A 21,346-nucleotide genomic window follows, 5' to 3' on the forward strand; every position below is an offset into this window, starting at 1 on the left:
AAATCTAAAAAGCCTAACAATACAACAATCTAATAAATGAATACATTACAAGCTATTGTTCTTGCCATAATTGAAGGTATTACAGAATTTCTACCTGTTTCTTCAACTGGCCACATGATTATTGCCTCTTCTTTTTTTGGAATCGCTCATGATGATTTCACCAAACTTTTCACAATCGTAATTCAACTTGGCGCAATACTTTCGGTAGTAGTTCTATACTTTAAACGTTTTTTTCAAACACTTGATTTTTATTTTAAACTTTTAGTCGCTTTTATTCCGGCAGTAGTTTTAGGATTATTGTTGAGCGATTTTATTGACGGTTTATTAGAAAATCCAGTTACAGTAGCTATTTCACTTTTAATTGGAGGATTAATTTTACTGAAAGTTGACGAATGGTTCAACAAACCAAATGCAGCGGAGTCATCTCAAGAAATAACTTACTTACAAGCTTTTAAAATTGGCCTATTTCAATGCTTAGCCATGATTCCTGGAGTTTCACGAAGTGGAGCAAGTATTGTGGGAGGAATGTCTCAGAAACTAAGTAGAACAACAGCGGCCGAATTTTCATTCTTCTTAGCAGTTCCAACGATGCTAGGCGCAACAGTAAAAAAATGCTATGACTATTATAAAGCTGGTTTTGAATTATCACAAGATCAAACCAACTTATTAATTATTGGAAATGTTGTTGCTTTCATTGTAGCACTTTTAGCCATCAAAACCTTTATTGGTTTTTTAACTAAAAACGGCTTTAAAGTTTTTGGTTATTACAGAATTATTGCCGGAATCATTTTATTATTGATTCACTTTTTCATTCATCCTCTTACAATTATATAATGACACCTGAAGAATACCTAAACGGACAAGTTTTATTGATTGACAAACCTTTAAAATGGAGTTCGTTTCAAGCTGTCAATAAATTAAAATATCTTTTAATAAACAAAGTTGGACTTCCTAAAAAGTTCAAAATTGGTCATGCCGGAACTTTAGACCCTTTAGCGACTGGTTTATTATTGATTTGTACCGGAAAGTTCACCAAACGAATTTCTGAGTTACAAGGTCAGGCAAAAGAATATACAGGGACATTTTATATTGGAGCCACTACTCCGTCGTACGATTTAGAAACAGAAATAGACGAAACTTTTCCTACTTCTCATATCGACGAAGCTTTGATTCATGAGACTGTAAAACAATTTCTAGGCGAAATCGACCAAAAACCACCTATCTTCTCTGCTATTAAAAAAGATGGAGTTCGTTTATACGAGCACGCACGCGCTGGAGAAACAGTAGAAATCGCAAGTAGAAAAACTACAATTCACGAATTTGAAATTACAAGAATTGCTTTGCCTGAAATCGATTTTAGAGTAGTTTGCAGCAAAGGAACTTATATTCGTTCATTAGCCTTTGACTTTGGAAAAGCAATGAATTCAGGATCACATTTAACTGTTTTACGCCGAACTAAAATTGGTGATTATGATGTAAAAAATGCAATTGACATTACTTTATTTGAAAACAGCCTGAAGTAAGATAATAAATGAAAAAGCACATTACATTAAAACAATAGTAATGTGCCAACTTCTAAATTAAAGTAGTGCTATTCCATAATTTATCCTTGTGAGTTAATAATGAGGTACATTTTTTCCTCCAAACAATAAACCAGAAAAAAAATCATAAAACCTTTCGAACAACTTTTTCATAATAGTGTATTTTTTAATTGTTAAACATTAAATAAACACCAATAAAAAGAGTAAATCAAAAAGTAAATAATAGAAGTGGGATTACACCACTAATATACAAATTTTTTAATACATTTTAAAACTGTATACTATTTATTTTCAATAGATTACAAATACAAAGTAATCTAAACGACTTTGAAGAGTTAAAGTCTGTTGTACTTTATATTATCCATAATTTGCATGAGTTCTTCCTGAACCGAAATTCCTTTATCTGCCAAATACCATAATTGCAAATCAGTCTTGATCTTATCATCAATTACACCAAATTCTTTTTTATAATTATCCATCAATTCGGTAGCTCCTTTTGGTCTTGGTCCCCAATCGGCACGAACAATTCCGGCTTCTTTACAAATCACAATTACTTTTGGTATTGCTTTTCCGCCATTGGTCAAATATTGATTCATTAATTCCTCATTTTGATCTCTTAGAACAATTCGAAGATCAATCTTTTTATCTGACTCAACTGCCATTTTATTAATTATTGGAAGTATTTGAGCCGCATCGCCACACCAACCTTCAGAAATCACTAACCAGATATAATGGTTGTCTAAGTTTTGCAGTTTCGAAATCACATCTTCAGAAATTTTGATGGTTTTTTCAAGGCGATTCATTCGTGCCTCGTTCAAACGGGTGTAATTTACCAAACTTTCAGATTGTTCGTTACCTGTTGACTTTCCTTCTAACAATAAATCGGCAACTATTTTTCGATATTCGGCATACGAATAACTGTGAAATAATGCTTTGGCTACAGTGCTTTTCATACTTGTTTTGTTTTGAATACCATAAAAATACGAATTTTAGAAAGACGCAATAATGACTTTTATCATATTCAACTTAAATAAGTCATAAAAGTCTTTATAAACTTAAATACACAAAGAGCAATTAATTTTTTGCAAACATTATTTTTAAAAATAAGAATATGTCTATATTTGCACAAATTAACGCAACACACACATGAAATATAAAAGAATTCTTCTAAAACTTAGCGGCGAGGCATTAATGGGTGATTTACAATACGGAATCGACCCAAAAAGATTAGCTGAATATGCCGAAGAAATTAAGCAAATTCACAGTAAAGGAGTAGAAATTGCTATTGTTATTGGAGGAGGAAATATTTTTAGAGGCGTTGCTGGTGCAAGCGCGGGTATGGATAGAGTACAAGGCGATTATATGGGAATGCTTGCAACCGTGATTAACGGTATGGCATTGCAAGGCGCACTTGAAGACAAAGGAATGAAAACACGTTTGCAAACTGCTTTGAAAATGGAATCTATTGCAGAACCATATATCAAAAGAAGAGCAGATCGTCATCTTGAAAAAGGAAGAATTGTAATTTTTGGTGCCGGTACCGGAAATCCATATTTTACAACTGATACTGCAGCTGTTTTGAGAGGAATTGAAATCAATGCTGATGTTATCTTAAAAGGAACTCGCGTTGACGGAGTTTACGATTCTGATCCTGAGAAAAATGCTTCGGCAGTAAAATTTGATTTTATTTCTTTTGATGATGTAATCAAAAAGGGATTAAATGTAATGGATACAACTGCTTTCACTTTAAGTCAGGAAAATAAATTACCAATTCTTGTTTTTGATATGAACAAAATTGGAAATTTATTAAAAATCTGCGAAGGCGAAAACATAGGAACTGTAGTAAGTATCTAGATTATTTGACTTTTGAGTTATTATAGTTTTCTAAAAATTCAATAATTACCAAAAGTAGGATTCAAAAAAAATAAAAAAACCATATTAGTTAGTAAATTAGATGAATCAATTTTTAGAAATCTAAAAATCAATCAACTATCCTGTCCCGAAGTTTCGGGATCGGACAAAAAATCTAAAAAAAATGACGGAAGAAATAGAATTTATATTAGATAGTACGGAAGAATCAATGAATGGTTCGATTGCGCATTTAGAGAAAGAATTTCTTAACATTCGTGCAGGAAAAGCTTCTCCGGCAATGCTAGGAAGTGTTTTTGTAGATTACTACGGATCAGCAACACCGCTTTCGCAAGTAGCAAAAATAAGCGTTCCGGATGCAAGAACAATCACATTGCAGCCTTTCGAAAAAAACATGTTACAAGTTATCGAAAAAGCAATTATGGTTGCTAATATCGGTTTTAACCCAATGAACAACGGTGATGTTATTATTATCAGCGTTCCGCCTTTGACAGAAGATCGTCGTAGAGAATTGGCAAAACAAGCAAAATCTGAAGCAGAAGATGCGAAAATTGGTATTCGTAACGTACGTAAAGACGCTAATACCGATATCAAAAAATTAGAAAAAGAAGGTACTTCTGAAGACATTTGCAAATCTGCAGAAGAACAAGTTCAAAACTTAACAAATGCTTACATCAAAAAAATTGATGAATTATTGGCTGCAAAAGAAGCCGAAATCATGAAGGTGTAATTCTAAGTTTTTATAAAATAAAAAATCCGTTTAGTTAAATTGTACTAGACGGATTTTTTTATTCTTATTTTTGCATACCAAAATCATTTTGTTTACGTTTTTGAAACTATAATTCTCTCTATGAAGCTATTCTGTCTGTTGACTTTGTTTTTCACGCTTACTATTCAAGCGCAATTTCAAATAAACGGAATTGTAACCGATTCAAACAACAAACCGCTTCCTTTTGCTACCATTACAACTTCTGACAATAATAATACAATTACTGATGTTGACGGAAAATTTACACTAAACTCTTCGGTAAAAGCAAATCATTTTTTAGTTTCTTATATTGGTTTTCAAACTAAAACAATTGAAATACTTGATCAAAAAAAATTCTACTCTGTTTCGCTTTCACTAAAAACAGATGATTTAAAGGAAGTTATTGTTTCTAATGAGAATCCGGCTTTAACAATTATTCGAAAAGTAATTGCCAACAAAGACAAAAACAATCCGCAGAAAAAACTAAATAGCTTTCAATACAAAAGCTATAATAAACTGATTGTTACTGCTAATCCAGATTCTATTGACGGAAGAATTGATTCATCAGCAGCTTATAAAGATTTTGACAAAAAAAGAATCAATATTGATTCATCCGATTATAAATTCAAAGAGATAATCAGCAAACAACATTTGTTTCAAACTGAAAAAATTTCGCAGTATCAGTTTGGCAACAACAAACTTAAAGAAACAATTCTAGGTACTAAAATGGCCGGTTTTAAACAGCCAATTTACGAAGTCATTGCATTTAATCTCCAATCGATTTCTATTTATGGTGCTAAATATGAGCTGTTCGAAACTAAATATGAAAATCCAATTTCGAATGGCGCTCCGGCAAGTTACAATTACAAATTATTGGATACTGTAAACATAAAAGGCCGTGACACTTATATGATTTACTTTAAAAATAAGCAAAAAAGAAAATCATCAGGACTTGAAGGCGTCTTATACATTGACCAGGAAAACTTTGCAGTTGCAAAAGCCGTTATGCGCATTAAAGGCGTTTTGGATATTAGCGGAATTCATGAATTTGAATATGTCCCGAGCGAGAAAATATGGTTTCAGAGCAATACAACATTTAGAATTGTAAAAGGAAAAAACGACGATGATATAAAGATCTTAGGCGGAACCATTCAGTTTGACGGAGATGTTGAAGACAATTTTGAACCGAGGAAAAAATCGGCTTCAGATTTCACTTATTTACTTTCTGAAAGCAATAATTTTGACATTCATTACAATACAAAGGAGCCAATAAAAAACCCTGCTCTTTATATCGAAATTAAAGACGATGCCAGCAAAAAACCAGAAGAATTCTGGAATCAGTACAGAAAAGAAAGTCTTGATCTAAAAAGCCAAAAAACCTATCAATTACTGGATAGTATTTCCATTAAGAAAAGAATTGAAAATCGCTTGGGCCTTGGCCGAAAAATCATCAATGGCTACTTCCCTATTGGTCCTGTTGATTTGGATTTGAAGAAAATCATTAGTTTCAATAATTACGAAGGTTTTCGTTTAGGTCTTGGCGGTATTACAAATGATAAATTTTCCAAGAATTTTAGAATTGAAGGATATTCCGCTTACGGGACAAAAGATGGCGAAGTCAAATACAGCTTAGGAACCGGGGTTTTACTGGATAAAAACACCAATACATGGATCAACGGATATTATACAGATGATGTTCGTGAGATTGCGAGTACTGTTTTTGCTGTTGACAAACGTGTTTTTAAAATTTATGATCCGCGTCCAATCAATATTAGTACTTTTTACAAATACATTAGCTGGAAAGCGAATGTCCAGACTAAAATTATTCCTAAAACTGAGGCTGTTCTCGAACTGGCACGAACGTATGTACAACCGGAATTTGATTATCTTTTTAATTATAACGGACAATTGTACTCCAATTATGTAATGACAACAGCAATGGTTTCTATTGTTTGGGCACCTTTTAGCGATTTTATGCAAACGCCTACAGGCAGAAACGAAACTGACAAACAATTCCCTCGATTTACGTTTCAGTACACGCAATCGCTTCCGAATGTTTTAGAAAATGATTTTACTTTTGGAAAAATAGATTTTAAAACAGAGTACGAAAAGAAATATTTAAACGGTCAAAAAACAAGTTTACTTTTACAAGGAGGTTATGCTATGGGCGACGTACCGCTTACGCATCTATACAATACAATGCCTAACAATTTAACTAAAGAAACGGTTGTTCAGCGTATTACTTTTGCAGGAAGAAACAGTTTTGAAACGATGTTCTTTAACGAGTTTTTCTCGAGTCAATATATCTTTTTCCAGATCAAACACGGTTTCGACCGAATTAAAATACTTAAAAAAGTTCGCCCATCTCTTGTTCTTGTTACAAGAATGGCGTGGGGAAACATGGAAAATCCGGAACAACATGTTGGCCCAGCGTACAAAACTCTTGACAAAGGTTTCTTTGAATCCGGAATCGAATTGAACAAAATCTACAAAGGTTTTGGTTTAGGCGGATTCTATCGTTATGGCCCTAATCAATTATTGAAATTTGAAAATAATATAGCAGTTAAGATTTCTTACGTGTTGGATTTGGGATTGTAATATAAATTCTCTTTTTTACAAAGTATGTCATTTCGACGAAGGAGAAATCTCCATAAGCGGCCCGACAAAGATTAGCGATTTTGATTGTGGCTTTTCTAATATGATTTCTCCTTCGTCGAAATGACAAGAAAACGCAAAAAATCCCAAACTCCAATCAGTAAAAATTGGGATTTGAGATTTCTAAATTGTAATTTCTAGAAACTTATGGTTTCAAAATCAAAACAGATGGTGTATTGTTCAACCATGTGCTTTGAGATTCGATTAGCTTTTTCCAACTGTCTAAACTAATAATCATCATATTTTGGTTTTCCAAAAACTCCTTTTTAATTGTTCTGTCGTGCATAATCATAATATGATTTGGTGCAATTTGTTCAATTGACCGAATCGTTTCCTGAATATCGCGTGTACTTTTTACTTCACCGCTCGCATCCAGAACAGTAATTTGCGAACCATTATTGTTGATCAATTTTTTAGCATATTCAATCAGGAAAGCGTCTTCTTTACTAAAAATTGGTATAAAAACCTGATTGACTTCTTCTAAATCTTTATCAATAAAAATTCCGACTGGCATTTTACTTTTTGCAATAATATGTCGCGTTCTTTCGTCAAAAGGAGAATTTTCGAACAAACCTTCTTTTCCGGTAAATTTATCGATCAAACGATCCGGATTTACAATTCGGGTAGTGAAACCAAGAATTTTTCCGAGTAAAGTTCCTTCAAAAATAGATTGTCCCAATCCAACTAACAATAAGTCATATTCACCCTGATTTGCGGTATCAATAATATCGGTATCAATATCGTTTGTAACTTTAAAAACGCTGACCATATTTTGGTTCAATCTTTCTGATTCTTCAATAACCGGCACCAACATTTTACGCTCGTGATCTTTTACATCAAACGAATGTATTTCGGTACTCAATGACAAATGCATCGCGGTTACTATCGAATTATCAGCTTGTTTTTTTACTAAACTATTGGCAATTTTCAATAATTTCTTCCCTCTTTCAGGAGTCGCGAAAGAAAGTAATATTTTGTATTTGCTTTTATTTCCAATTTCCTGCGGAACTACGGTTGCTTTATCTTTAAAAATAAAACCAATAAAATCTAGTGCGGGACCAGTCATAAAAGTGGTTACCAAAGCCATAATTACCATCATGGTAAAAATCTCTGTAGACAAAACACCTAAGTCATAACCAATATTTAAAACCACCAGTTCCATCAAACCACGAGTATTCATAAGTGCTCCAATTGCAAGACTGTCTTTCCAGCTTTGTCCAACAAATTTTGCTGCAAACGCACTTCCTAAAAATTTACCTGCAACTGCAACAGCAATAATTAATCCTGTAATTTTCCATAAATAAGGATCATTTAAAAGACCAATTTGAGTACGTAAACCAGTAAAAACAAAGAACAAAGGCAATAAGACAATAATCGCTACATCTTCGACTTTTTCGATAAAGATATTTCTGAATTTATTGTTTTCCGGCATGATTGCTCCGGCTAAAAACGCACCAAATAAAGCATGAATTCCAATTAATTCAGCTGCATAAGCAGAAAACAAAAGCGTAAGGAAGAAAATGGCAACAACAGGTTTGTTCAAACTTTCTCGTGTTGAATTTAAATCTCCAACTCGTTTTAAGAACGGGCGAACAATTTTCAGCATCACAATTACGTATAAAATGGCCAAACCAATCACGTACAATGAACTTGTAAACGAACCTGCTTTTACAATTGCAATTACAACAGCCAAGATACACCAAGCGGTAATATCATCTGCAGCGGCGCAAGTAATGGCAATAGTTCCGAGTTTTGTTTTTTGCATTCCACGTTCCTGCACAATTCTGGCCAGAACCGGGAAAGCTGTTATACTCATCGCAATTCCCATGAATAAACCAAAAGATGCAAATTCTACGCCAACCGGTGCAAAAGTATGATAGATAAAATAAGCTAATGACAGACCCAGGGCAAAAGGGATAACGATACTTGCATGACTAATAACAACAGCATCATGCGCTTTATTTTTTAATACTTTCAGATCCAATTCCATACCGATAACGAACATGAAAAGAATCAAACCAATTTGACTTAAAAACTGAAGGTTTCCTAAAGATTCTTTTGGAAACAAAGCGGCGGAGAATTCAGGAAAATACATACCAACCAAAGAGGGTCCTAAAACAATACCTGCAATCATTTCTCCAATTACAGATGGCTGTCCTATTTTTCTAAAAACCCATCCAAACAAACGTGCTACCAAGATAATAGTTACAATTTGCGCCAATAAAATAGCTAAGGGATGTTGTAAATTTTCAACCATTGAGTGAAGAAAATCATTCCAATGATTACTTTCAATTTTTTTCTTAATAATTCCACGCCCCACTTCGAGTGATGCACCTTTTGAGATTACCCAATATATTAAAGCAGTGAAACCGCCAATAACAGTAACATAAAATAAGGAGTTTTTAATGTTATTCATAACTCATTTTTTTGATTTATTGCTGCAAATATCAGAACTGAAAACGAAGTGGAAGAGTAAATTTACGTCTAATTTTTAATGTATGTAACAAGTCGGAAAAACTTTGTAATAAGTTATGAAAAAGATTGTCATCCTGAGCAAACTCGAAGGCTTTATTATACAAAAAGGGCTTCGAGTTCGCTCAGGATGACATATGTCAACTTATTTTAAAATCTATAATTTAACCTTTTTTAGAAAGTCAGAACGATAGGTTTCGCTCAAGATTAAGCTTGCATTTTTATTGTTTTCTTCTAAATGATGCAAAACAATTTCGTTATGATTAAAAAACTTAATGGCTTTTACGGCTACAATTTCTTTTTTATTGACACGGCAAAAATCAGCTTCAGGTAATTCATTTAAAAGCGTATCGAATTTAACGTTTTTCAAATTCAAAAGACTTCCGTCTGAAAGTAAAACTGTTTTATCACGACTATCGCTAATCGCGGTTTTTATGTATTGAATTTGATTGAAATACAATAAAGTTTTTCCTTTATCTGTATTTAACTGAATGAATTTTTTAGCTGCGTCCGGTTTATGGAAACGTTCAAAAGCTTTTGAGATCGCTTTTTGTAAACGTTCCAGTTTTACAGGTTTTGTAATATAATCTACAGCATCAATATTAAAAGCGTCTGCAGCATATTCTTTATAAGCAGTGCAAAAAATTACCAATTTATTCTCCAGCATTTCTGCCAAATGCAAACCGTCGATTCCAGGCATTTCGATATCTGAAATTAATAAATCAAACTCGAGATTCGGAATATCGGCAAGGAGTTTTTCAGGATTATTAAATGTCTTTACAATTTCTACTTCGTCAATTTGTTCGCAAAGCATTTTTAAGTACATTAATCCAGGCAACTCATCGTCCAGAAGCAAGCATTTCAGTTTTGTATTCAAGTAGATCTATTTTTAGATGGGCAATATAAACATCATTTTCTATGAATCGATCGAGTTTGAAATTATTCTTATAAATGATTCTCAAACGATGTTCTAAAGTCGCGTGACCAAAACCGCTTCGTTCTTTTTTCAATACCTTTTTATCTGATATTTTATTCGAAACTGTCATAAAAAAAGCATTGTCTCTAAACTCAAAAACGACCGAAATAAAAGCATCGGCACTTTGCAAATCAGCGTGTTTAAAGGCATTTTCGATTAAATCGATCGAAATTAACGGCGCCAATAAAGGCTGATCGTATAATTTGTCTTCTTTATTGATATTGGTTTTTATCTTTAATTCGAAAAGCGGACTGATTTTGATTTTGTTGATTTCGATTAAATTCATCGCAAAATCAATTTCTTCTTTGGCTGTGACGAATTTCTTTTTGCTTTCGTAAAGAATATAATCCAAAACGTTGGCTAATTTATCTAAAGCAAAATAGGTTTGATACGCATGCGACTGAATCGAATTTAGAATATTCTTAAACAAATGCGGATTCAACTTTGATTCTAAAGTCTCTAACTGCAAATCATTCACTTTCATTTCGAGTGCATAAAAACTTTTTTCAGCATCATCTTTTGCTTTTCTTGCCTGCATTAGCTGATAAATCATAAAGCAAATGATAACAATAAGCAGTAATAAAATTGCCAAAAAGATAAAAGTGATGGTGTTGTTTTCTTGCATATTCCGAATGATTAAAGTTATTTTTTGCCACAGATTTTAAAGATTAAAAAAGATTTTTTTCTAAATAATTTAATAAAGAATTAATCTGTGAGAATCCTTAAAATCTGTGGCATCTATTCTTAATGGCTAGAAACAAACTTCAACCCAATAATAGAAGCGATTAAAGTCGAAAGGAAAAATATTCTCCAGAATGTTGCCGGTTCTTTAAAAACTAAAATCCCAACTAAAACAGTCCCAACGGCTCCAATTCCTGTCCAAACAGCATAAGCAGTTCCAATTGGTAAAACCTGAGTCGCTTTATAAAGCAATAACATACTAATTGAAAGACACACAAAAAAACCAACCATCCAATATGTCGAGATCATTCCTGTTGTTTCTTTGGCTTTTCCTAAGCAAGATGCAAATCCTACCTCAAAAAGTCCGGCAATTATTAATAAAATCCAATTCATTCTCTTCTCCTTTTTAAATTAAATGCAAATATGGGAAAAGCTAACGAGTAAATAGCAAAAAGAAAGAATTTTATCACAAATCGAAACTACAAATTGTGTTAACATTGCGTAAATTACAATCGAATATTTATGATTTCGAGCACTTTTCACTACATTTGCATCCATTTTACAAATTTTATGAAAAACGCTGTACAAGTTGGATTTTGGGAAAAACTAGCCCGAATCATACTTAAAAATAGAATTTCAATACTCGTTGGAGTTTCCCTATTAACAATTTTCCTTGGTTACCAATGGAAAAACCTTGCCATGACATATACTGAAGCAAACTTGCTTCCTAAAAATCATATTGCAAATAAAGATTACCAAAAATTCCTTTCAAAATTTGGTGAAGAAGGAAACCTTGTTGTTATTGGTTTTCAGGATCCAAAATTCTTCACTCCAAAAAATTATGCTGCCTGGAGTGAATTAATGACGGGCTTAAAAAACTCGAAAGAAGTGGATCTGGTTGTTTCTTTGAATGATTTAAAAAAATTAGAAAAAGATACTGTTAACGAAAAATTTGTTTTAACTCCTTTTATAGATCAAAAGAAAGCGCTTGACCCTGAATATTTAAAAAAGGTACAATATGATTTATTTCACAACCTGCCTTTTTACGAAGGATTACTTTTTAATAAAGAAAGCGGAAGTATCCGTTCAGCAGTTTATATCAATAAAGCGCTTGTAAACACAGCAGAAAGAAAAACTTTTATCCTTGAGAATCTGGTTCCTAAAATCGATAAATTCGAAAAAACTACCGGAATCGATTTGAAGGTTTCTGGAATGCCATATATCAGAACAATTAATGCCGACAATATGAAAGGCGAAATTGGACTTTTTATTGGCGCAGCTTTATTCACTGTTTCTCTGATTTTCTTTTTCTTTTTCCGTTCGTTCAGAGCAACATTTATTTCGATTTGTATTTTAATTGTTGGTGTAATCTGGTCTTTCGGGACATTAGGATTGTTTCATTATAAAATTACGATTCTAACGGCTATTATTCCGCCACTGATTATCGTTATCGGAATAACGAATTGCATATTCCTGATCAATAAATACCAGCAGGAAATAAAACTACATAATAATCAGGCAAAGGCTTTGCAGCGTATTATTTCGAAAATTGGAGTTTCGACTTTAATGACGAATTTAACAACGGCGATAGGTTTTGCAACATTCATGATTACAGGCAACGACTTACTTTTTGAGTTTGGTTTGGTAACTTCTATTAATGTGATTTCTGTTTATTTACTAACACTTTTAATTGTGCCAATTGTATACAGTTTCATGTCAGTTCCGGGAGAAAAACATTTGTACCATTTGACTAAAACCTACATTTCGACTTTATTAGATTTTGTGGAGAATGTGGTAAAGAACAAACGAAAAGTAATTTACACGATTTACGGATTGCTTTTGGTTTTTAGTGTGATTGGAGTTGCGCAAATGAAAGTTTCAGGAAGTTTGATTGGTGAAATGCCAAAAAGCGCTTCGTTTTTTAAAGATATATTATTCTACGAAAAAGAATTTAACGGTGTAATGCCGCTTGAAATCATGATTGACACCAAACATAAAAAAGGTGTTATGAAATTATCTACAATGAAAAAAATGGACGAATTGCAAAATACAATTGCAAGTCTTCCTGAATTATCAAAACCTGTTTCGGTAGTAAACTTGGTTAAATATTCTAAACAGGCTTACTATAACGGAAATCCTGAATATTATCAGTTACCAACCTCTCAGGAACAGACTTTTATTTTGTCGTATGCTAAAAATGCAACCAAAAACAGCAAAGATAATTTGATGAAAGCTTATGTTGATTCGACCGGACAATATGCCCGAATCACAACTTTTATGAAAGATATTGGTACGGATGAGATGGCAAAAGTGGAGAAAAAATTACATTCAAAAATTGATGAAATTTTCCCGAAAGACCGTTATGAAGTTACTGTTACCGGAAAAGCATTGGTTTTCCAGAAAGGAACCTCTTATTTGGTTGACAACTTAATTGAATCGTTAATCTTTGCAATTTTAGTAATTGCGGTATTGATGCTGTATTTATTCAGATCGTTTAAAATGGTATTTGCATCGGTAATTACTAATATTTTACCACTTTGTATTACTTCCGGATTAATGGGTTATTTCGGAATTCCGTTAAAACCATCTACAATTTTAGTATTTAGTATTGCGTTTGGTATTTCGGTCGATAATGCGATTCAGTTTATGGCAAAATACAAACATGATTTATTACAAAATAACGGGAAGGTCAAAAAATCTGTTTTTAGTGCTTTAAGAGAAACCGGAATCAGTACTTTTTACACCTCTGTAGTTTTGATTTTAGGCTTTGCTACTTTCACGCTTTCTAGCTTTAGCGGAACAATCGCACTGGGTGGATTAATTTCTTGTACATTGGCGTTTGCGATGTTTGCGAATTTATTGGTTTTACCTGCTTTGGTTTTAACTTTTGAGAAGAAGAAGGCGAAGAAAGAGGATTTGGAAAATTTGGAAGGGTAATTTTTTTTTGCCACGAATTTCACGAATGAGCACGAATTTATAGCTCAAAATCTTTGACAAAGTTTACATACAGTTTGTCATTCCAAGGAACGAGGAAGCTCCGCACCGAGAATCGTTAATCTTTGTAGAGCTACTTGCGGAGATTCCTCGTTCCTCGGAATGACAAAAATGAGAGAAATAGTAATTTCACAAGAAATAATTGGTCTTATAAAAACAATTGCCCTAGCCCTGATAACAGCGGTATCCTTTTTAGGCAATCAGGAATATCTTGTTTACCGTAAACGATCTGCCTAAAAGATATAGCGGATAGCAGGAACAGCTTCTAATTTTAATAATTATCGTTTATATTTGCAGTTATTACACAACAAATAATTTAATTTCAATATTATATATAAAATGAAACACACAAAAGTTAAAGACTTATTAAACAGTACGACGACGCTTCAGGAGGTTAATGCAAAAGGATGGGTGAGAACTTTTAGAAATAATCAGTTCATCGCGCTTAATGACGGTTCTACCATTAATAATATACAATGTGTTGTTGATTTTGAAAATACACCTGACGAAACTTTAAAAAGAATCACTACTGGTGCTGCAATTTCTGTAATTGGTACTTTGATCGAAAGTAAAGGTGCTGGTCAGAAATATGAAATTCAGGTGAACAAATTGGAAATCTTAGGTGATTCTGATGCAGAGAAATTCCCGATACAGCCAAAAAACAAACCTAGTTTAGATTTCTTACGTGAAAATGCACATTTACGTGTGCGTACTAATATGTTTGGTGCAATTATGCGTGTGCGTTCGGTATTGTCGTTTGCGGTTCACAACTATTTTCAACAAAAAGGTTTTGTATATGTAAATACACCTATTATTACTGGTTCTGATGCTGAAGGTGCTGGAGAAATGTTTAAAGTTACTGCTTTACCTTTTGACAACACACCAAGAACTGAAGACGGAAAAGTAAATTATAAAGAAGATTTCTTCGAAAAAGAAACCAACTTAACGGTTTCGGGACAATTAGAAGGTGAAACGTATGCGATGGCTTTGGGTCAGATTTATACTTTTGGTCCAACTTTTAGAGCTGAAAACTCAAATACTTCTCGTCACCTTGCAGAATTTTGGATGATCGAGCCGGAAGTTGCTTTCAACAATCTTGATGATAATATGGATTTGGCTGAAGATTTTATTCAGTACGTAATTAAATATGCTTTAGAGAATTGTCAGGATGATTTGAAGTTTTTAGAAGGAAGACTTTTAGACGAAGAAAAATCGAAACCTCAGGCAGAAAGAAGCGAAATGGCTTTGTTAGATAAATTAAACTTCGTATTGGAGAACAACTTCAAACGTGTTTCTTATACTGAAGCAATTGACATTTTGAGAGATTCTACTCCAAACAAAAAGAAAAAATTTCAATATATCATCAACGAATGGGGTGCTGATTTACAATCGGAACACGAGCGTTACCTGGTTGAAAAACACTTTAAATGTCCGGTAATCTTGTTTGATTACCCAGCAAATATTAAAGCGTTTTACATGCGTTTGAACGACAACACTGAACCTGGAAGAGAAACAGTTCGTGCAATGGACATCCTTTTCCCTGGAATTGGAGAAATCGTTGGTGGTTCTGAAAGAGAAGAGCGTTACGATGTTTTGGTTGAAAAAATGAAAGCATTAGAAATCGACGAAGAAGAATTATCTTGGTATTTAGACACCAGAAGATTTGGATCAGCAACTCACGCAGGTTTCGGACTTGGATTTGAGCGTTTGGTATTGTTTGTAACTGGAATGACAAACATTAGAGACGTAATTCCTTTCCCGAGAACTCCTGGAAATGCTGAGTTTTAATCGGCTTAGTTAAAAAAGGTTTCAAGTTTCAGGTTTCAAGTTATTGAAGTTTGAACTAAAATAATAATATTTGTTTCAAGTTTCAAGTTTCAAATTGTGGCACGTTCTGCAACCTGAAACTTGAAACTTGAAACTTTTAACAAAATCAAATGCTAAAGCAATTTTTAAATTTAAAATTATCTCAAAAATTATCTCCACAGCAAATTCAGCTGATGAAGTTAATTCAATTGCCTACGCAAGCTTTTGAACAACGTTTATTAGAAGAAATGAACGAGAATCCGGCTCTGGAAGCTGGAAAGGAAGATGAATACGAAGCGGACGAATTCGCTAATGAAGAATACGACGATTATGATGATGCAGAAGGGGACAGAATCGAAGCGGACGATATTAATATTGACGAATATTTAAGTGACGACGATACTCCTGATTATAAAACTCAGGTGAATAATTATAGTGAAGACGAAGAAAGAGAAACTCCTTTTGCTTCTCCAATTAGTTTTCATCAGGATTTAATCAATCAATTGAATACTTTTATTTTGAATGATGAAGAGCGCGAAATCGCTGAATTCCTTGTTGGAAGTATTGATGATATGGGTTACATCCGCAGGAGCGTTCCGGATATTGTAGACGATATGGCTTTTACTCAGGGTATTTATACTGATGAAGCAATGGTCGAAAAAATGTTGCATGTTATTCATGAACTTGAACCATCTGGAGTTGGAGCGCGTGATTTACAGGAATGTTTATTATTGCAATTGAAACATAAAACACCAACGGAATATGTTGATTTAGCGATTGATATTATCGAAAATCAGTTTGATGCTTTTACAAAAAAACATTACGATAAGTTACTACAAAAATACGGTGTTTCGAACGAGCAGCTTAAAAAAGCGATTCATGAAATTGAAAGACTAAACCCGAAACCGGGCGGATCTTATACCGGAAACAATAAAGTAACAGAAAATGTAGTTCCAGATTTCGCCATCAGAATTATTGATGGAGAACTAGAACTGACTTTAAACGGAAGAAATGCACCGTCATTGCACGTTTCTAAAGATTATCAGGAAATGATGCAGACGTATAAAGATTCTCGTGATAAATCGTCGGCTCAAAAAGATGCTGTTCAGTTTATCAAACAGAAACTGGACTCTGCGAAATGGTTTATCGATGCGATTAGACAACGTCAGGAAACTCTTTTTGTAACCATGAATGCGATTATGCATTATCAGGAAGAATATTTCTTAGATGGTGACGAAACCAAACTAAAACCAATGATCTTAAAAGATATTGCTGATATGGTTGGATTGGACATTTCGACAATTTCGCGTGTTGCCAACAGTAAATATGTTGAAACACCATACGGAACAAAACTAATTAAGGAATTCTTCTCTGAAGCTATGAAAAACGATCAGGGTGAAGATGTTTCGACTTTAGAAATCAAAAAAATTCTTCAGAACACGATTGAAGAAGAAGATAAAAAGAAGCCTCTACCAGATGATCAATTGGCTGAAATCTTAAAAGAAAAAGGATATCCGATTGCCAGAAGAACGATTGCAAAATACCGTGAACAATTAGACATACCGGTTGCGAGAATGAGAAAGAAGATTTAATGTAATAGCAATTCATATTAAACCGGCCTAAAATCCGCCCACACAATATTGTTCGAGCCGAAGACTCATCTATAGTTCCAAAGGAACGAATTATATTGTAGAGCTGGACTTCAGTCCAGTTTAAAAGCGATATATACAAAAACAATAAACCCGACAAATTTAAAATCTGTCGGGTTTTATTTTATCTCACAATATCGAATTATTTATATTGATCCGGCAATATCTTTACCTGAAATAAGAAAGTTTTCTTTTTGTCACTATAACTATAAATCAGCGTATAATCATTATCTCTAAAAACCTGAAGTCCCGGATTTGCTTTAGCGGTACTTATCAGACTTTTTTGAATTTCATCCTGTATTACACTAATCTCTGCCGTTTCGTTTGCGACATTCAATAATGTCAAATTGTACTGAACAACACTGCGTTCAGGTAAACTAACACTATCTAAGCGAATGCCTTCCTGAATTGTCAAAGGGCAATTTTTATTGTATTTCTCAACCAGTTCTTTAATTTCAATTTTTACTTCGCTCGTACTTTTAGAAAGATAAAATTGAAAAAAAACAGCCAAAGCTATCGCAATTCCAATTACAACTAACAATACAATATTTTGTTTTCTTTTACTTTCCTTTTCTTGCATAGCTTACTGAAACTTAAATGAGATTAAAATCTATTTTTCCTGACTCTTTTTCATTGCATTATAATAAGCTGCGCGACTAAGCGGCTCATATTCTTCGGTTTCCCCCAACATCACCAATTTATCGTTATCGGTTTTTCTGAAACTATAATTAGCCAAATTCCCCGTTCTGGTACAAACAGCATGAACTTTAGTTACATATTCTGCAGTTGCCATAAGTGCCGGCATTGGCCCGAAAGGATTCCCTTTAAAATCCATATCAAGTCCTGCAACTATCACACGAATTCCCTGATTAGCCAAATCATTACACACTGTAACAATCTCATCATCAAAAAATTGCGCTTCGTCAATTCCTATTACATCGCAACCTTGAGCCAAGATAGCAATATTAGCAGCAGCAGGAACCGGTGTTGAGCGAATTTCGTTGGCGTCATGCGACACAACCATTTCGTCATGATAGCGGGTATCAATAGCGGGTTTAAAAATTTCGACTCTTTGTTTGGCAAATTGGGCGCGTTTTAATCTGCGGATTAACTCCTCGGTTTTACCCGAAAACATTGATCCACAAATAACTTCAATCCAACCAAATTGTTCTTTGTGATTTACTGTATTTTCGAGAAACATTTTGTATTTTTCTACCTTTAAAAATGAATAGTTTTTATTACTTTGTACTGGTAATAAATCGATGTGAAAAATAGCAATTTTTCAGTTTTTCAAAAGTAGAAAATTTTTATCAAATCGGAGATTCGCAAACGCTTATTAACAGAAATAAAAAAATATCTTTCAGATTTCTACCAGGAATAAAGACATTCAAATACAAAATATATTAAAATACCCTATTCACTATAATTTCAACAGTTATGAAAAAAAAATTGGAAGCCGATTTAATCAGCATTGCACATCGAATTTTAAAGCTTAAAAACAAATCCGATATCAATCAATTGTATCTTGAGACGCAGAAATTATATGAAAAACTAGCGGTTTTAAAGTTTGTAGAGGAGAATTTCGACACTTTAAAGCCAACAATTGGTCACAGCGAGATTACTGCTCAAATTGAATCAATTTTTGATAAAGAAGAAGTAACTCCAACAGAAGCAAAAATTGAAACCCCAATTGCGGCTGAAGAAACTCCAATTGAAACAACAGCTGAACCAGAAATTACGGAGGAAATCAAAACTGAGGAAGCAGAAGAGGAAATCGTTTCAGAAACTACCGAAGTAGAGGAAGAAATTAAAGCAGAAGAAGCTCAGGAAGAAATCATCGCAGAAGTTCCAGAAGAAGTAATTCCGGAACCAATCATTGAAACCATCCCTGAACCTGTTGCTGAAGTTATTGAAGAAACTATTATTGAAAAATCTGAGCAATTATCTTTTACAACAATAAGCGATTTAAACCCAATTGCAGATTTCAAGCCTGCTTTTGAATTAGAAGAAATTGAAGAAGAAAAAGAATCAATAAAAGAAGAACCAAAAGTAGAAACTTCGTCAAAAGCTGCTCCTGTTCATATTTCTTTTGAAGATATTTTAGGCGTAAATTATGCTGATGCTCATTTTGTAAAAGTAGACAGTTTTGAAAATGTAACTTCTACTCCAACTCCTTCAATTAGCGAATTTAAAGAACAAATAATTATTGAAACTGCTGTTTTAGAAACGCCTGCAGAACCAAAAACGGTAACTTTAAATGAAAAACTAGCAAAAGGGTTTCATGTTGATTTGAATGACAGAATTGCTTTTACTAAGAACCTTTTCGGAAATAGTTCTGAAGATTACAGCCGTGTTTTAAATCAGTTATTGACTTTTGACACTTACGGTGAAGCTCAGGAGTTTATAGAAAATATGGTAAAACCAGATTATAATAATTGGGAAGGAAAAGACGATTACGCCGAGCGTTTCTTGGCAATTGTAGAGAAAAAATTTTCTTAATCCTTTTTCACATCTCACATTTTACATTTCACAATACTAAACTATGTCCAAATTATATATCGTTCCAACGCCAATTGGCAATCTTGAAGACATGACTTTTCGTGCCATTCGGATTCTAAAAGAAGTCGATTTGATTTTGGCCGAAGACACCAGAACCAGCGGAAAATTGTTGAAGCATTTTGAAATTGGCACGCACATGCACAGCCATCATATGCACAACGAACACAAAACAACTGAGAATTTGATTGCGCGTTTGAAAGCCGGCGAAACTATCGCTTTAATTTCTGACGCAGGAACTCCGGCGATTTCTGATCCAGGTTTTTTATTGACTCGTGCCTGTGTCGAAAATAAAATCGAAGTGGAATGTTTACCCGGAGCAACAGCTTTTGTTCCAGCACTTGTAAACAGCGGATTACCGAATGATAAATTTATTTTTGAAGGTTTCTTACCTGATAAAAAAGGACGTCAGACTCGATTTTTGGCTTTAGCCGAAGAAACCCGAACAATGATTTTATACGTTTCTCCACATAAACTCGTTAAAACTTTAGCTGAATTTATTCAATATTTTGGAGAAGATAGACAAGTTTGTGTTTCTCGTGAATTATCAAAATTACACGAAGAAAATGTTCGCGGAACTGCAAGAGAAGTTTTAACCCATTTTGAAAAAACTGCACCGCGCGGCGAAATTGTCGTTGTAGTTGCCGGAAAAACGATAATAAAAGAACCTAAGAAAAGTAAGTTTTCGAAGGATGAAACAGAAGAAGACGAAGAAGATTAAAATATTTATGCCACAGATCAAAAAAAGTTCGCCACGACCCGAGCGATAGTGAACAGGCGAAGCAATTACACAAATTTCCACTAATTAAATTTGTGATAATTTGTGTAATTCGTGGCAAAAAAAATCATCCTAATCATTTTAATCTGTGGCAAGAAAACCTAACTGCAAAGTAGAAAACAACACAAATTATGAGCATACATGCCTTTTTAGAAAAACTAAAACAAACTCCAACCGAAATAACATTCCCTGAAACTATTGCAGTAATTGAAGAAAACTACAACTTTACACCAACTGCTTTTCAAAACGGAACACAACATAATGCAGCCGGAGAAAACTCTGGTTCTTGCAAATTATTTTCTTTCGCAAAACTGCAAAATTTAAGCAAAGAAGAAACTTTGGCTTGCTTTGGCGCTTTTTACTTTGAAGAAGTTTTAAAAGATCCAAACGGAACCAATCATCAAAACATTAGAAATTTCATCAACTTAGGCTGGGACGGAATTCAGTTTGAAGGAAATGCTTTGGAATTGAAGGAAACGATTAGCTAAACCTAATCATAAAATATTTTTTGCCACAGATTTCGCAGATTAACACAGATTAAAAAAAAATCCTTTGAAATCATTTAATCTGTGGCATTAGAAAAAAAAATCACCTTTCCGATTAAACGATTTTCGATTTCTA

18 protein-coding genes are annotated in these 21,346 nt (G+C 33.6%); 11 read left to right on the forward strand and 7 right to left on the reverse strand.

The window, feature by feature from the left end; genetic code table 11:
• The first annotated feature begins 36 nt into the window (after positions 1–36).
• Both ACHRVZ_RS06405 and truB read left to right on the forward strand, forming a co-directional pair.
• Positions 37–834, forward strand: a complete 798-nt coding sequence (locus ACHRVZ_RS06405; RefSeq protein WP_395421388.1) for an undecaprenyl-diphosphate phosphatase — start codon at positions 37–39, stop codon at positions 832–834.
• Positions 834–1,523: a tRNA pseudouridine(55) synthase TruB gene (truB, locus tag ACHRVZ_RS06410; RefSeq protein WP_395421389.1), complete on the forward strand. Its 690-nt coding sequence runs from the start codon at positions 834–836 to the stop codon at positions 1,521–1,523. Before ACHRVZ_RS06405 ends, truB begins: the two co-directional genes overlap by 1 nt.
• Before the next feature lie 353 nt (positions 1,524–1,876).
• Here the strand turns inward: truB and ACHRVZ_RS06415 are convergent, their stop codons facing one another.
• A complete protein-coding gene (locus tag ACHRVZ_RS06415; RefSeq protein ID WP_395421390.1) occupies positions 1,877–2,494 on the reverse strand; it encodes a thioredoxin family protein in 618 nt (205 codons plus the stop codon).
• Between the two features lie 193 nt (positions 2,495–2,687).
• Between ACHRVZ_RS06415 and pyrH the strand changes: the two genes are divergently transcribed.
• The 3 genes from pyrH (at position 2,688) to ACHRVZ_RS06430 (ending at position 6,756) form a co-directional block, all read left to right on the forward strand.
• Positions 2,688–3,395: a UMP kinase gene (pyrH, locus tag ACHRVZ_RS06420; RefSeq protein ID WP_041518488.1), complete on the forward strand. Its 708-nt coding sequence runs from the start codon at positions 2,688–2,690 to the stop codon at positions 3,393–3,395.
• Between the two features lie 181 nt (positions 3,396–3,576).
• Complete coding sequence (frr, locus tag ACHRVZ_RS06425; protein ID WP_395421391.1) at positions 3,577–4,140, forward strand: ribosome recycling factor; 564 nt, start codon at positions 3,577–3,579, stop codon at positions 4,138–4,140.
• A 120-nt stretch (positions 4,141–4,260) separates the two neighbouring features.
• Entirely contained in the window at positions 4,261–6,756 is a 2,496-nt protein-coding gene (locus tag ACHRVZ_RS06430; protein ID WP_395421392.1) for a DUF5686 family protein, read from the forward strand.
• 202 nt (positions 6,757–6,958) lie between these two features.
• Here the strand turns inward: ACHRVZ_RS06430 and ACHRVZ_RS06435 are convergent, their stop codons facing one another.
• The 4 genes from ACHRVZ_RS06435 to ACHRVZ_RS06450 all read right to left on the reverse strand — a co-directional run bounded on the left by ACHRVZ_RS06435 (position 6,959) and on the right by ACHRVZ_RS06450 (position 11,335).
• Positions 6,959–9,229: a cation:proton antiporter gene (locus ACHRVZ_RS06435; RefSeq protein WP_395421393.1), complete on the reverse strand. Its 2,271-nt coding sequence runs from the start codon at positions 9,227–9,229 to the stop codon at positions 6,959–6,961.
• A 213-nt stretch (positions 9,230–9,442) separates the two neighbouring features.
• Positions 9,443–10,162 (reverse strand): LytR/AlgR family response regulator transcription factor, encoded by a 720-nt coding sequence (locus tag ACHRVZ_RS06440; protein WP_395421395.1) that lies wholly within the window; start codon positions 10,160–10,162, stop codon positions 9,443–9,445.
• Positions 10,125–10,886, reverse strand: coding sequence for a sensor histidine kinase (locus ACHRVZ_RS06445; RefSeq protein WP_395421396.1), 762 nt, complete (start codon positions 10,884–10,886; stop codon positions 10,125–10,127). The genes ACHRVZ_RS06440 and ACHRVZ_RS06445 overlap by 38 nt, the downstream gene beginning before the upstream one ends.
• Before the next feature lie 119 nt (positions 10,887–11,005).
• Complete coding sequence (locus ACHRVZ_RS06450; protein WP_041518495.1) at positions 11,006–11,335, reverse strand: multidrug efflux SMR transporter; 330 nt, start codon at positions 11,333–11,335, stop codon at positions 11,006–11,008.
• A 177-nt stretch (positions 11,336–11,512) separates the two neighbouring features.
• Between ACHRVZ_RS06450 and ACHRVZ_RS06455 the strand changes: the two genes are divergently transcribed.
• The 3 genes from ACHRVZ_RS06455 to rpoN all read left to right on the forward strand — a co-directional run bounded on the left by ACHRVZ_RS06455 (position 11,513) and on the right by rpoN (position 17,334).
• On the forward strand, positions 11,513–13,879 hold the full coding sequence (locus ACHRVZ_RS06455) for an RND family transporter (RefSeq protein WP_395421397.1): 2,367 nt from the start codon (positions 11,513–11,515) through the stop codon (positions 13,877–13,879).
• A gap of 396 nt (positions 13,880–14,275) precedes the next feature.
• Positions 14,276–15,724, forward strand: a complete 1,449-nt coding sequence (gene asnS / locus ACHRVZ_RS06460; protein ID WP_395421399.1) for an asparagine--tRNA ligase — start codon at positions 14,276–14,278, stop codon at positions 15,722–15,724.
• A gap of 149 nt (positions 15,725–15,873) precedes the next feature.
• On the forward strand, positions 15,874–17,334 hold the full coding sequence (gene rpoN, locus ACHRVZ_RS06465; RefSeq protein WP_395421401.1) for an RNA polymerase factor sigma-54: 1,461 nt from the start codon (positions 15,874–15,876) through the stop codon (positions 17,332–17,334).
• A gap of 199 nt (positions 17,335–17,533) precedes the next feature.
• On the opposite strand, the gene ACHRVZ_RS06470 is transcribed toward rpoN, so the two are convergent.
• Positions 17,534–17,971: a hypothetical protein gene (locus ACHRVZ_RS06470; RefSeq protein WP_395421403.1), complete on the reverse strand. Its 438-nt coding sequence runs from the start codon at positions 17,969–17,971 to the stop codon at positions 17,534–17,536.
• Between the two features lie 30 nt (positions 17,972–18,001).
• The gene (locus tag ACHRVZ_RS06475; RefSeq protein ID WP_029270718.1) at positions 18,002–18,592 is read right to left on the reverse strand and encodes a thymidine kinase; all 591 of its coding nucleotides are present in this window, start codon (positions 18,590–18,592) and stop codon (positions 18,002–18,004) included.
• Positions 18,593–18,828: 236 nt separating this feature from the next.
• Between ACHRVZ_RS06475 and ACHRVZ_RS06480 the strand changes: the two genes are divergently transcribed.
• The 3 genes from ACHRVZ_RS06480 (at position 18,829) to ACHRVZ_RS06490 (ending at position 21,213) form a co-directional block, all read left to right on the forward strand.
• A complete protein-coding gene (locus ACHRVZ_RS06480) occupies positions 18,829–19,890 on the forward strand; it encodes a hypothetical protein (protein WP_395421404.1) in 1,062 nt (353 codons plus the stop codon).
• A 43-nt stretch (positions 19,891–19,933) separates the two neighbouring features.
• Entirely contained in the window at positions 19,934–20,668 is a 735-nt protein-coding gene (gene rsmI / locus ACHRVZ_RS06485; RefSeq protein WP_395421405.1) for a 16S rRNA (cytidine(1402)-2'-O)-methyltransferase, read from the forward strand.
• A 188-nt stretch (positions 20,669–20,856) separates the two neighbouring features.
• Positions 20,857–21,213: a HopJ type III effector protein gene (locus ACHRVZ_RS06490; protein WP_395421407.1), complete on the forward strand. Its 357-nt coding sequence runs from the start codon at positions 20,857–20,859 to the stop codon at positions 21,211–21,213.
• Positions 21,214–21,346 lie beyond the last annotated feature (133 nt).

Source organism: Flavobacterium sp. FlaQc-57 (genome assembly GCF_044007395.1).
Lineage (GTDB): Bacteria > Bacteroidota > Bacteroidia > Flavobacteriales > Flavobacteriaceae > Flavobacterium.